The sequence below is a fragment of the Citrobacter sp. Cb028 genome, assembly GCF_030336705.1.
Lineage (GTDB): Bacteria > Pseudomonadota > Gammaproteobacteria > Enterobacterales > Enterobacteriaceae > Citrobacter > Citrobacter braakii.
This window is the reverse complement of record NZ_JAOWCZ010000031.1, coordinates 245,153-257,760: the sequence shown is the minus strand read 5'-3', so window position 1 is coordinate 257,760 and position 12,608 is coordinate 245,153. Positions and strand designations below refer to the sequence as shown.

14 protein-coding genes are annotated in these 12,608 nt (G+C 53.9%); 2 read left to right on the top strand and 12 right to left on the bottom strand.

Going from position 1 to position 12,608, the window contains the following annotated elements:
- The first annotated feature begins 158 nt into the window (after nt 1–158).
- Nucleotides 159–2,726 (top strand): DNA mismatch repair protein MutS, encoded by a 2,568-nt coding sequence (gene mutS / locus OGV75_RS08705; protein ID WP_286480553.1) that lies wholly within the window; start codon nt 159–161, stop codon nt 2,724–2,726.
- Nucleotides 2,727–2,805: 79 nt separating this feature from the next.
- On the opposite strand, the gene rpoS is transcribed toward mutS, so the two are convergent.
- Nucleotides 2,806–3,798 (bottom strand): RNA polymerase sigma factor RpoS, encoded by a 993-nt coding sequence (rpoS, locus tag OGV75_RS08700; RefSeq protein ID WP_000081498.1) that lies wholly within the window; start codon nt 3,796–3,798, stop codon nt 2,806–2,808.
- Nucleotides 3,799–3,860: 62 nt separating this feature from the next.
- On the bottom strand, nt 3,861–4,943 hold the full coding sequence (gene nlpD, locus OGV75_RS08695) for a murein hydrolase activator NlpD (protein ID WP_230330220.1): 1,083 nt from the start codon (nt 4,941–4,943) through the stop codon (nt 3,861–3,863).
- Between nlpD and OGV75_RS08690 the strand changes: the two genes are divergently transcribed.
- Nucleotides 4,846–5,073, top strand: a complete 228-nt coding sequence (locus OGV75_RS08690; protein WP_225622947.1) for a hypothetical protein — start codon at nt 4,846–4,848, stop codon at nt 5,071–5,073. The two genes, nlpD and OGV75_RS08690, sit on opposite strands and share 98 nt — an antisense overlap.
- Before the next feature lie 32 nt (nt 5,074–5,105).
- Here OGV75_RS08690 and OGV75_RS08685 read toward each other — a convergent pair whose 3' ends face one another.
- The 10 genes from OGV75_RS08685 to cysD form a co-directional block, all read right to left on the bottom strand.
- Nucleotides 5,106–5,732: a protein-L-isoaspartate(D-aspartate) O-methyltransferase gene (locus OGV75_RS08685; RefSeq protein ID WP_003034172.1), complete on the bottom strand. Its 627-nt coding sequence runs from the start codon at nt 5,730–5,732 to the stop codon at nt 5,106–5,108.
- Nucleotides 5,726–6,487, bottom strand: coding sequence for a 5'/3'-nucleotidase SurE (surE, locus tag OGV75_RS08680; RefSeq protein WP_016154207.1), 762 nt, complete (start codon nt 6,485–6,487; stop codon nt 5,726–5,728). Before surE ends, OGV75_RS08685 begins: the two co-directional genes overlap by 7 nt.
- Nucleotides 6,468–7,517, bottom strand: a complete 1,050-nt coding sequence (gene truD, locus OGV75_RS08675; RefSeq protein WP_286480552.1) for a tRNA pseudouridine(13) synthase TruD — start codon at nt 7,515–7,517, stop codon at nt 6,468–6,470. The genes surE and truD overlap by 20 nt, the downstream gene beginning before the upstream one ends.
- Entirely contained in the window at nt 7,514–7,993 is a 480-nt protein-coding gene (gene ispF / locus OGV75_RS08670; RefSeq protein WP_016154209.1) for a 2-C-methyl-D-erythritol 2,4-cyclodiphosphate synthase, read from the bottom strand. The genes truD and ispF overlap by 4 nt, the downstream gene beginning before the upstream one ends.
- Nucleotides 7,993–8,703, bottom strand: coding sequence for a 2-C-methyl-D-erythritol 4-phosphate cytidylyltransferase (gene ispD / locus OGV75_RS08665; RefSeq protein ID WP_046274807.1), 711 nt, complete (start codon nt 8,701–8,703; stop codon nt 7,993–7,995). Before ispD ends, ispF begins: the two co-directional genes overlap by 1 nt.
- Nucleotides 8,704–8,721: 18 nt before the next feature.
- On the bottom strand, nt 8,722–9,033 hold the full coding sequence (gene ftsB, locus OGV75_RS08660; RefSeq protein ID WP_003034163.1) for a cell division protein FtsB: 312 nt from the start codon (nt 9,031–9,033) through the stop codon (nt 8,722–8,724).
- Nucleotides 9,034–9,248: 215 nt separating this feature from the next.
- On the bottom strand, nt 9,249–9,572 hold the full coding sequence (locus OGV75_RS08655) for a DUF3561 family protein (protein ID WP_016154211.1): 324 nt from the start codon (nt 9,570–9,572) through the stop codon (nt 9,249–9,251).
- 47 nt (nt 9,573–9,619) lie between these two features.
- Entirely contained in the window at nt 9,620–10,225 is a 606-nt protein-coding gene (gene cysC / locus OGV75_RS08650) for an adenylyl-sulfate kinase (RefSeq protein ID WP_019077557.1), read from the bottom strand.
- Nucleotides 10,225–11,652 (bottom strand): sulfate adenylyltransferase subunit CysN, encoded by a 1,428-nt coding sequence (cysN, locus tag OGV75_RS08645; protein WP_049040376.1) that lies wholly within the window; start codon nt 11,650–11,652, stop codon nt 10,225–10,227. The genes cysC and cysN overlap by 1 nt, the downstream gene beginning before the upstream one ends.
- Nucleotides 11,653–11,661: 9 nt before the next feature.
- Nucleotides 11,662–12,570 carry a sulfate adenylyltransferase subunit CysD gene (gene cysD / locus OGV75_RS08640; protein ID WP_286480551.1) on the bottom strand — a complete coding sequence of 303 codons (909 nt, stop codon included), beginning with the start codon at nt 12,568–12,570 and terminating at the stop codon, nt 11,662–11,664.
- Nucleotides 12,571–12,608 lie beyond the last annotated feature (38 nt).

Genomic DNA, 12,608 nt, shown 5'->3' with positions numbered 1-12,608 from the left:
GTATCACCACTGTTTGTAGCCCAGAAAAAGAGTAAAGCCACTCTATCATGTTCTGAGCTACAAGTGAGCTACAAATTTATCGATTTATATGGGTTCAAAGCGGTTTCACTTGGGGCCACTTGAGTACTTGAAAGACTTAAAAAACGAGTAAAATCAATATGAATGAGTCTATTGATAAGGATTTATCAGACCATACGCCCATGATGCAGCAGTATCTCAAGCTGAAGGCTCAGCACCCGGAAATACTGCTGTTTTACCGCATGGGCGACTTTTACGAACTGTTTTATGACGATGCGAAACGCGCGTCTCAACTGCTTGATATCTCCCTGACCAAACGCGGCGCATCTGCGGGCGAGCCAATCCCGATGGCAGGCATTCCTCATCATGCGGTAGAAAACTACCTCGCCAAGCTGGTCAATCAGGGTGAGTCCGTTGCTATTTGTGAACAGATTGGCGATCCGGCGACCAGCAAAGGCCCGGTTGAGCGCAAAGTGGTACGTATTGTCACGCCAGGCACCATCAGTGATGAAGCGTTGTTGCAGGAACGCCAGGACAACCTGCTGGCCGCCATCTGGCAAGACAGTAAAGGGTACGGCTACGCTACGCTGGATATCAGCTCCGGGCGTTTTCGTGTCAGTGAACCCGCTGACCGCGAAACCATGGCCGCGGAATTGCAGCGCACCAACCCCGCTGAATTGCTGTATGCCGAGGATTTTGCCGAAACCTCGCTGATAGAGGGACGTCGCGGCCTGCGTCGTCGTCCGCTGTGGGAATTTGAAATTGATACCGCCCGTCAGCAGTTAAATCTGCAGTTCGGCACGCGGGATCTGATTGGCTTTGGCGTGGAAAACGCCCCACGCGGATTATGCGCTGCCGGCTGTCTGCTGCAATACGTAAAAGATACCCAACGCACCTCGCTGCCGCATATTCGTTCCATCACCATGGAGCGTCAGCAGGACAGCATCATTATGGACGCAGCCACACGCCGCAATCTGGAAATCACCCAGAACCTGGCGGGCGGGGTGGAAAACACGCTGGCTTCAGTACTCGACTGCACCGTGACACCGATGGGTAGCCGTATGCTCAAGCGCTGGCTGCATATGCCGGTCCGCGACACCAAAATCCTCACCGAGCGCCAACAGACTATCGGCGCGCTGCAGGATACCACCAGCGAATTACAACCCGTGCTGCGCCAGGTAGGCGATCTGGAACGTATTCTGGCGCGTCTGGCCCTGCGTACTGCGCGCCCGCGCGATCTGGCCCGTATGCGTCATGCCTTCCAGCAATTACCCGAACTGCGCGCGCAACTGGAAAACGTAGACAGTGCCCCCGTGCAGATGCTGCGCGAGAAAATGGGTGAGTTTACTGAGCTGCGTGAACTGTTGGAACGTGCCGTCGTGGAAGCTCCGCCGGTGCTCGTACGTGACGGCGGCGTCATTGCCCCAGGCTACAATGAAGAGCTTGATGAGTGGCGAGCGCTGGCTGATGGCGCCACGGACTACCTCGACAGACTGGAAATCCGCGAACGCGAACGCACCGGTCTGGACACGCTGAAAGTAGGATTTAACGCCGTGCACGGCTACTACATTCAGATCAGCCGTGGGCAAAGTCATCTGGCGCCGATTAACTACGTACGCCGCCAGACATTGAAAAACGCCGAACGCTACATTATTCCGGAACTGAAAGAGTACGAAGACAAAGTTCTGACCTCAAAAGGCAAAGCGCTGGCGCTGGAAAAACAGCTGTATGACGAACTGTTCGACATGCTGCTGCCACACCTGGCTGATTTGCAACAGAGCGCCAGCGCGCTGGCGGAGTTGGACGTGCTGGTCAACCTCGCGGAGCGTGCTTATACCCTGAATTACACCTGTCCGATCTTCACCGATAAACCCGGCATTCGTATTACCGAGGGACGTCATCCGGTGGTTGAACAGGTGCTGACCGAGCCGTTTATCGCCAACCCGCTTAACCTCTCGCCTCAGCGACGGATGCTGATCATCACCGGCCCAAACATGGGGGGTAAAAGTACCTATATGCGCCAGACTGCGTTGATTGCGCTACTGGCCTATATCGGCAGCTACGTTCCGGCACAGAAAGTCGAGATCGGGCCTATCGATCGTATCTTTACCCGCGTGGGCGCGGCGGATGATCTGGCATCGGGTCGTTCCACCTTCATGGTAGAAATGACCGAAACCGCCAACATTCTGCATAACGCCACCGAGAACAGTCTGGTGCTGATGGATGAGATTGGACGCGGCACCTCCACCTACGACGGCCTGTCGCTGGCATGGGCATGCGCAGAAAATCTGGCGAATAAAATCAAAGCATTAACTTTATTTGCGACCCACTACTTCGAACTGACGCAGTTACCGGAGAAAATGGAGGGTGTCGCTAATGTGCATCTGGATGCGTTAGAGCACGGCGATACCATCGCCTTCATGCACAGCGTGCAGGATGGCGCGGCGAGCAAGAGCTATGGTCTGGCAGTCGCTGCCCTGGCTGGCGTACCGAAAGAGGTGATCAAACGCGCGCGGCAAAAACTGCGCGAACTGGAAAGCATTGCGCCAAATGTTGCCGCAACCCAGGTCGACGGTACGCAGATGTCGCTGCTGTCAGTACCGGAAGAAACGTCACCCGCCGTTGATGCGCTGGAAAACCTCGACCCGGATTCGCTAACGCCTCGCCAGGCGCTGGAGTGGATCTACCGGTTGAAAAGTCTGGTGTAGCAAAAAGAGCCCGATAGCGTTAGCCCTAAAGAAAAAGGCCAGTCTCAATGAGACTGGCCTTTCTTGATAGAACTTGTGCTTACTCGCGGAAAAGCGCTTCGATATTCAGTCCCTGAGTCTGCAGAATTTCACGCAGACGACGCAGACCTTCAACCTGAATCTGGCGAACACGTTCACGAGTGAGACCAATTTCACGGCCCACATCTTCCAGTGTCGCAGCTTCGTACCCCAGCAGACCAAAACGACGTGCCAGCACTTCACGCTGTTTGGCGTTCAGTTCGAACAGCCATTTGACGATGCTCTGTTTCATATCATCGTCTTGCGTGGTGTCTTCCGGACCGTTTTCCTTTTCATCGGCCAGAATATCCAGCAACGCTTTTTCGGAATCGCCACCCAGCGGGGTGTCTACCGAGGTAATACGCTCGTTGAGTCGGAGCATACGGCTGACGTCATCAACCGGTTTATCCAGTTGTTCAGCAATCTCTTCTGCACTCGGTTCGTGGTCCAGTTTATGCGACAACTCACGCGCGGTACGCAGATAGACGTTCAGCTCTTTTACAATGTGAATCGGCAGTCGTATCGTACGGGTTTGGTTCATAATCGCCCGTTCGATCGTCTGGCGGATCCACCAGGTTGCGTATGTTGAGAAGCGGAACCCACGTTCCGGGTCAAACTTCTCGACGGCACGGATAAGCCCTAAATTGCCCTCTTCAATCAGGTCCAGCAATGCCAGACCACGATTGCCATAACGACGAGCAATTTTCACCACCAGACGCAGGTTACTTTCAATCATGCGACGGCGAGATGCGACATCTCCACGCAGTGCGCGACGCGCAAAATAAACTTCTTCTTCGGCTGTTAACAGTGGTGAATAACCAATCTCACCAAGGTAAAGCTGAGTCGCGTCCAACACACGCTGTGTGGCCCCCTGCGATAACAGCTCTTCTTCAGCCAGGTCGTTATCACTGGGTTCCTCTTCACTCAAGGCTTTTTCATCAAAAGCCTCTACTCCGTTCTCATCAAATTCCGCATCTTCATTTAAATCATGAACTTTCAGCGTATTCTGACTCATAAAGGTGGCTCCTACCCGTGATCCCTAACGGAACTAGCACGTGAAAGCCTGGTTCCGCCTAATTATCGCTGCGGTAAATAGCGCAGCGGGTTTACGGATTTCCCCTTGTAACGAATTTCAAAATGCAAGCGTGTTGAACTGGTTCCGGTGCTACCCATGGTAGCTATTTTCTGCCCCGCCTTGATTTCTTGTTGTTCCCGGACCAGCATTGTATCGTTATGGGCGTAGGCGCTCAGGTAATCATCGTTATGTTTGATGATAATAAGATTACCGTAACCACGCAGCGCATTACCGGCATAGACGACGCGTCCATCTGCGGTCGCGACAATAGCCTGTCCTTTGCTGCCTGCAATGTCGATCCCTTTATTGCCACCTTCGGTAGCTGCAAAGTTTTCGATCACTTTGCCGTCAGTCGGCCAGCGCCATGTAGAGATTGGCGAGCTAGTCGACGTTGAGCTTGCAGTTGATTCGGTTGTGCTAACTGCTGGAGCCGTTACAGGCGCTGTGACCACAGTCCCAGCAGGCTTGTTGTTCGGCAACATTTTGTTAGCACTTTGTTCACCTGAATCCTCAGAATACGTAATTGTTGGTTTCGAAGCAACAGCAACGGTGGAATTTTGTGCAGGGTTGGTCACAACTCCTTGCTGTGCTGCATCCGCCTGGGTGATGGCATTGCCACCGGTAATCGGTGCGCCAGACGCGTTGCCCACTTGCAGAGTTTGACCGACATTCAGGCCATACGGGGCCGGAACGTTATTGCGTTGTGCGAGGTCACGGAAATCGTTCCCGGTGATCCAGGCAATATAGAAAAGGGTATCGCCTTTCTTAACAGTATAGGTACTGCCGCCCGTGTAGCTACCTTTCGGAATATTCCCATACTTACGATTGTATACAATACGACCGTTTTCCATCTGCACAGGCTGTTGAGCAACAGGCTGGATTTGCGTTGGCTGTGTGGTTGGTTGCTGCACCGACTGGATCTGTGGCGTCTGCTGTACTGTCGACGTCGAGCCCATTTTGGGTGGAGGCGTAATCAGCATGCCAGAACTGGTGTTCGTTGATGCACTACCGTTAACCGAGCTGACCGGCGCTGGTGGATTCGAGGTGTTTGAACAACCTGCCAACCATAGTGAAACCAGTGACAATGCCGCAATGCGGCGAACGGTAAATTTGTGGCTTCCCGCGCTCATTTATCCCCCAGGAAAATTGGTTAAAACCAGTGACGTAATCACCGTGCAAGGCACCGTCACAATACGCTTACTCTTTCGAGAATAACCAGGAAAACTCCAGGTATTCAGCAGCGCTATCTACGCAAGCTCCCCTTTCACTAAGGGAACGAAACGTACGGCCTCCACGGTATCGATAATAAATTCGCCTCCCCGACGACGCACCCGCTTCAGAAACTGGTGCTCATCGCCCACGGGTAAGACGAGAATGCCGCCCTCATCCAGTTGCATCATCAATGCGGTTGGGATCTCGGGCGGCGCTGCCGTTACAATGATAGCGTCAAACGGAGCTCGCGCCTGCCAGCCTTGCCATCCATCACCATGACGGGTCGAAACATTATGTAAATCAAGCTGCTTCAGGCGGCGACGCGCCTGCCATTGCAAACCTTTAATGCGCTCAACGGAGCACACATGATGCACCAGGTGCGCCAGAATCGCCGTCTGGTAGCCAGAGCCAGTACCAATTTCCAGCACCCGAGACTGCGGCGTTAGCTCAAGCAGTTCGGTCATTCGCGCAACCATATAAGGCTGCGAAATTGTCTGCCCCTGACCAATCGGCAGGGCAATATTGTCCCAGGCCTTATGTTCAAACGCCTCATCAATGAATTTTTCACGCGGCACGGCGGCGAGCGCATCGAGGACAAGCTCATCTCTGATGCCCTGCGCACGTAATTGTTCAAGAAGAGTGTGTACGCGTCTGCTTACCATTGCGTGTCGACTCCCACGCTGTCTAACCAGTCAGAAACCACCTCATGCGCGCCGTATGCGGTTAAATCGACGTGCAGCGGCGTGATAGAAACATAGCCTTCATCGACGGCGGCAAAATCCGTATCCGGCCCGGCGTCGCACTTTTCACCCGGTGGCCCGATCCAGTACAGCGTATTACCGCGTGGGTCCTGCTGTGGAATAACCTGATCCGCCGGATGGCGACTGCCGCAGCGCGTGACGCGAATACCTTTAATCTGATCCAGCGGTAAATCCGGCACGTTGATATTCAAAATGCGACCGGTGCGCAGCGGTTCACGACTCAGCGCCCGTAAGATACGACAGGTTACTGCGGCAGCAGTATCGTAGTGTTTATGGCCATCGAGTGAAACAGCCAGCGCCGGGAACCCCAGATGACGACCTTCCATTGCCGCCGCAACGGTACCGGAATAGATAACATCATCACCCAGATTAGGACCCGCGTTGATACCAGAAACGACAATGTCCGGACGCGGACGCATTAATGCGTTCACGCCCAGATAGACGCAGTCGGTGGGCGTACCCATTTGTACGGCGATATCGCCGTTATCATAGGTAAAGGTGCGAAGTGAGGATTCCAGCGTCAGCGAGTTAGACGCGCCACTGCGGTTACGATCCGGGGCAACCACCTGTACGTCAGCAAACTCACGCAGCGCTTTCGCCAGCGTTTGTATACCGGGTGCGTGGACCCCATCATCGTTACTCAGCAATATACGCATAATCACCCATTGTGTTAATAAGTTCCCTTACAACACTGGTGGCGAAGCTACCTGCCGGTAGCCAGAAGCGTAACTCGACGGTTACGTCATCCCACCAGTTCCAGCTTAATTGTTGTGGATACAGCAACATAGCGCGACGCGACGCGTCGACTTTCTCGCGCAATAACAGAGACTGCAGCGCGGTTTCATCAGCAACAGCGGCTTTTTCAAACGCCAGTGCGTCGCGCTGAGTTCCCCACTCACCGCTGCCCGGTAATGCCGCTGTGATCATCAATTCTTTCTCATCGACGCGACGCTGTAATTCAGTGTGTTCTTCCTGTGTGGCGACAAACCAGCTTCCGCGTCCGGATAATTGTAGCGCATCGCCGTCAACAACTTGATTAAAGTCTTTTTTTTTCAAGCGTTCACTGACTATCTGATTAAACAACGCGCTACGGGCCGCCGACAACCAAAAACTGCGTTTATTGCGATCGCGCACCGGCGCATCGCTTTGTGCCCAGCGCAGCGCCCCTTGCAGGTTGCTACCGCCGATACCAAAACGCTGAGCGCCAAAATAGTTCGGTACGCCGCGTTCGCTAATCGCCTGCAAACGCGCTTCAACGTCATTTCGCTCGCTCACTTCACGCAACACCAGCGTAAATTCGTTGCCTTTCAGCGCCCCTAAACGCAGCTTACGCTTGTGGCGCGCGTACTCCAGAACTTTACAGCCTTCGAGCTCAAATTTGCTTAGATCAGGCATTGCATTGCCCGGTACGCGCGCGCACAGCCACTGTTCCGTGACCGCATGCTTATCTTTCTGCCCGGCAAAGCTCACTTCACGGGCGTGAATTTTCAGGAATTTCGCCAGCGCGTCAGCCACAAAACGGGTGTTACAACCGTTTTTCAGGATGCGCACCAAAACATGCTCGCCTTCGCCATCCGGTTCGAAGCCTAAATCTTCGACGACAACAAAGTCTTCCGGATTCGCTTTCAGGACGCCATGGCCCAGTGGTTTGCCATGGAGATACGTCAGATCGTCAAACACAGTCATTTCGGTGCCTTAATGAGTAACGCCACCGCTTCACAGGCAATCCCTTCCCCACGTCCGGTAAAACCGAGTTTTTCCGTGGTGGTCGCTTTCACGTTAACATCATCCATATGGCAGCCGAGATCTTCGGCAATAAACACGCGCATTTGCGGAATGTGCGGCAGCATCTTCGGCGCCTGAGCAATAATCGTCACATCCACATTACCAAGCGTATAGCCTTTGGCCTGAATACGCCGCCAGGCTTCTCGCAATAATTCACGACTATCGGCACCTTTAAAGGTCGGGTCGGTGTCAGGGAAGAGTTTACCGATATCCCCCAGCGCAGCCGCGCCCAGCAGAGCATCGGTTAGCGCGTGTAACGCCACATCGCCATCAGAATGCGCCAGCAATCCTTTTTCATACGGGATGCGCACACCACCAATGATAATTGGGCCTTCTCCGCCAAAAGCGTGTACGTCGAAACCGTGTCCAATTCGCATTATGTCTTCTCCTGGTGGGTAGTCCGGGTCAGATAAAATTCGGCCAACGCCAAATCCTCTGGACGCGTTACTTTAATATTATCAGCCCGTCCTTCAACGAGCTGAGGATGTAAGCCGCAATATTCCAGCGCCGAGGCCTCATCCGTAATGGTTGCGCCTTCGAGGAGCGCACGGGTCAGGCAGTCGTGCAACAGCTCGCGAGGGAAAAACTGCGGCGTCAACGCGTGCCATAAATCGGTGCGATCGACCGTATGGGCAATGTCTGTTCGGCCCGGCTCCGCGCGCTTCATCGTGTCGCGTACTGGTGCCGCCAGGATCCCGCCGGTGCGGCTGGTCTCACTGATTGCCAGCAAACGGGCTAAATCATCCTGGTGCAGACACGGACGCGCGGCGTCATGCACCAGTACCCAACTGGCCTCACCTGCGGCTTGCAAACCGGCAAGGACAGAATCGGCACGCTCGTTGCCGCCATCCACTACGGTAATTTGCGGATGCGCGGCGAGTGGAAGTTGGGCAAAGCGGCTGTCGCCTGGGCTGATAGCGATAACGACTCGCGTCACCCGGGGATGAGCCAGCAGCGCATCAACCGAGTGTTCAAGAATGGTTTTATTGCCAATAGAGAGGTACTGCTTAGGACACTCTGTTTGCATTCGGCGGCCAAACCCGGCAGCCGGCACCACGGCGCAAACGTCCAATAAAGTGGCTGCCATGTTAAATCCCTGGACGGTTTATCGATTGTTTTGCCCTGCAGTCTGAGCGCGTTTAGACGCGTCAGGCACCAGACGATAAAAGGTTTCGCCCGGCTTAGTCATGCTGAGTTCGTTGCGCGCGCGCTCCTCAATAGCCTCTTGTCCGCCATTGAGATCGTCAATTTCGGCAAAAAGCTGATCGTTACGCGCTTTAAGTTTCGCGTTCGTAGCTTGCTGCGCAGCAACATCATCGTTGACGCGACTATAGTCATGTATGCCGTTCTTACCGAACCACAGCGAATACTGCAGCCAGACCAATAAAGCCAGCAACAGCAGCGTTAGTTTACCCATCCTGCCCCCTGAAAAACGGCATTAACATCCCATAACTTCCGCAGACAACTTTACATCAACGGTCGGGAATGCCGCGACAACGCGGGCAAATGTAACACATTTGCCCGTTGTTACGTATACCCCGTGTAAGGAGAACATAATCTCATTGTTGGTTACGGTTTGAATTATGACCAGAGAGTGAACAACATCAGCGATTGTTAAAAAAAGGCGTTTGCCTAACCCAACAACCACAGAAATAGCGCGCCAAACATCGCCCCAACCACCAGTAGGGTGCAGGTAATGCTCAGCAGCAACAGCCCCTTCAATAGGGAGTGCAGCGCAATACCCGCGACAATCGCCACGGGCAGCAATGCGAGGAAAAAGGGCCAGGTATAAATGAAGAAAAAGAGTGTGTTAGGGCCATAAATCAGAAACGGAATCCCCAGCGCCAACAACCACGCGATAAAACCGACCACGGCACCCGGTAGTGACCAGGTGGTTTCATCGTCGGCGGCGAAGGTATCTGACTCTGTAATAGTAATGTTATGGCTGTTACGCATATCTAATCCTGTGACCGTGACTGACCGGGCATACAAGCTCGGGTGTCTCAGGATCTGATAATATCTTCCTGCCTCAGCAGGTCTAATAATTGGGGTACCAAATTTGTTACCAATTGTTCACCATCAAGATGAATCTCTGGCGATTCAGGCGCTTCGTATACCGAATCAATTCCGGTGAAATTGCGCAACTCACCCGCCCGCGCTTTTTTATACAGCCCTTTTGGATCGCGTAATTCGCACGTTGCCAGCGGCGTGTCGACAAAAACCTCAATAAAACGCCCTTCGCCAACGCGTTCACGGACCATTTTGCGTTCGGCGCGATGTGGAGAGATAAAGGCGGTCAACACCACAAGACCCGCATCCACCATCAGGTTAGCCACCTCGCCAACCCGACGAATATTCTCCTTACGATCGGCATCGCTAAACCCAAGATCGCTGCACAGGCCGTGGCGCACGTTATCGCCATCCAACAAATAGGTACTCACTCCCAGCTTGTGCAACGCCTCTTCCAGCGCCCCTGCTACTGTGGATTTACCGGAACCAGACAGCCCGGTAAACCACAGCACAACACCACGATGACCGTGGCGTTGTTCCCGCTGTTGCGGTGTAACAGGATGGGCATGCCAGACGACGTTTTCGTCATGCAGCGCCATTATTTTCCTCCCAGCAGATCGCGCGCGCCCCAGTGCGGGAAATGGCGACGCACTAACGCATTAAGCTCCAGCTCAAACGCGCTGAACTGAGAAGCCGCGGCGTGATCCTGGACGATTGGCTCACGTACCAGCCCCGCGCCAACGGTAACGTTGGTCAGGCGGTCAATGATAATCAGCCCGCCCGTAACCGGGTTCTGCTGATAGGTATCCAGCACCAGCGGCTCATCAAAGGTCAGATTAACCAGACCGATGCCGTTTAGCGGCAACGCTTCAACATCACGTTGGGTCAGGTTATTAATATCAATCTGGTACTGCACGTTATCAACGCGTGCGCGGGTCTTCTTACCGGCGACTTTGATGTCGTAGCTCTGCCCAGGCGACAACGGTTGTTCCGCCATCCACACCACATCAACGGCAGCGCTTTGTACCGCAGGTAACGCTTCACCGGCATCAAGTAGCAGGTCGCCCCGGCTGATATCGATCTCATCTTTCAATACCAGGGTGATCGCTTCACCCGCATGTGCTTCCTGTAAATCGCCATCAAAGGTTACGATCCGTGCCACGCTCGACTCAACGCCGGATGGCAGCACTTTGACGCGTTGCCCTACCTTCACACTACCGGAGGCCAGCGTCCCGGCATAACCACGAAAATCCAGATTCGGTCGGTTCACATATTGCACCGGGAAGCGCATCGGCTGAGTATCAACTATGCGTTGAATCTCAACGGTTTCCAGCACTTCCAGTAGCGTCGGACCGCTGTACCACGACATGCTGGCGCTTTGTGAAGCCACGTTGTCGCCTTCCAGCGCAGAGAGCGGCACAAACCGGATATCCAGGTTGCCCGGCAACTGTTCAGCAAAAGTAAGATAGTCTTCGCGAATGCGGTTAAATGTCTCTTCGCTAAAGTTCACCAAATCCATTTTGTTGATCGCCACCACCAGGTGTTTGATCCCAAGTAGCGTGGAGATAAAGCTGTGACGACGGGTCTGATCCAGCACGCCTTTACGCGCATCGATCAGCAGGATCGCCAGGTCGCAGGTCGACGCACCGGTCGCCATGTTGCGGGTGTACTGCTCATGGCCGGGAGTATCCGCAATAATAAATTTACGCTTCTCGGTAGAGAAATAACGGTAAGCCACGTCGATGGTGATGCCCTGCTCGCGCTCGGCTTGCAAGCCGTCAACCAATAACGCCAGATCGAGCTTTTCGCCCTGAGTACCGTGACGTTTACTGTCGTTGTGCAGCGATGAAAGCTGGTCTTCATAAATCTGACGCGTGTCGTGCAGCAGGCGACCAATCAGGGTGCTTTTCCCGTCATCCACGCTACCGCAGGTTAAAAAACGCAGCAGGCTTTTGTGTTGCTGGGCGACCATCCAGGCTTCAACGCCGCCTTCATTAGCAATTTGTTGTGCAAGTGTCGTGTTCATGGCGGCTCCTTAGAAATACCCCTGACGTTTCTTCAGCTCCATGGAGCCCGCCTGGTCGCGGTCAATCACGCGGCCCTGACGTTCACTGGTGGTTGAGACCAGCATCTCTTCGATGATTTCAGGCAGCGTCTGCGCATTCGACTCCACCGCGCCTGTTAACGGCCAGCAGCCGAGCGTACGGAAACGCACCATGCGTTTTTTAATCACTTCACCCGGTTGCAGATCGATTCTGTCGTCATCAATCATCATCAGCATGCCGTCGCGTTCCAGCACCGGACGCTCCGCCGCCAGGTACAGCGGCACGATGTCGATATTTTCCAGCCAGATGTACTGCCAGATATCCTGTTCAGTCCAGTTGGAGAGCGGGAATACGCGAATGCTTTCGCCTTTGTTAATCTGTCCGTTGTAGTTATGCCACAGTTCCGGACGCTGATTTTTAGGGTCCCAGCGATGAAAACGATCGCGGAAAGAATAAATGCGCTCCTTGGCACGCGATTTCTCTTCGTCACGACGAGCGCCACCGAACGCGGCGTCGAAACCGTATTTGTTCAACGCCTGCTTCAACCCTTCGGTTTTCATAATATCGGTATGCTTGGCGCTACCGTGAACAAACGGGTCGATGCCCATCGCCACCCCTTCCGGGTTTTTATGCACCAGCAGTTCACAACCGTAGGCTTTCGCCGTGCGGTCACGAAACTCGTACATCTCGCTGAATTTCCAGCCGGTATCAACGTGCAGCAGAGGGAACGGCAACGTGCCAGGATAAAACGCTTTGCGCGCCAGATGCAGCATTACGCTGGAATCTTTGCCGATGGAATACATCATCACCGGATTCGAAAACTCGGCGGCCACCTCACGAATAATATGGATGCTTTCCGCTTCCAGTTGCCGCAGGTGGGTAAGTCGTTTTTGATCCATAACCGTTCCTATGTAATGCCGTTATTTTGCTAACGATG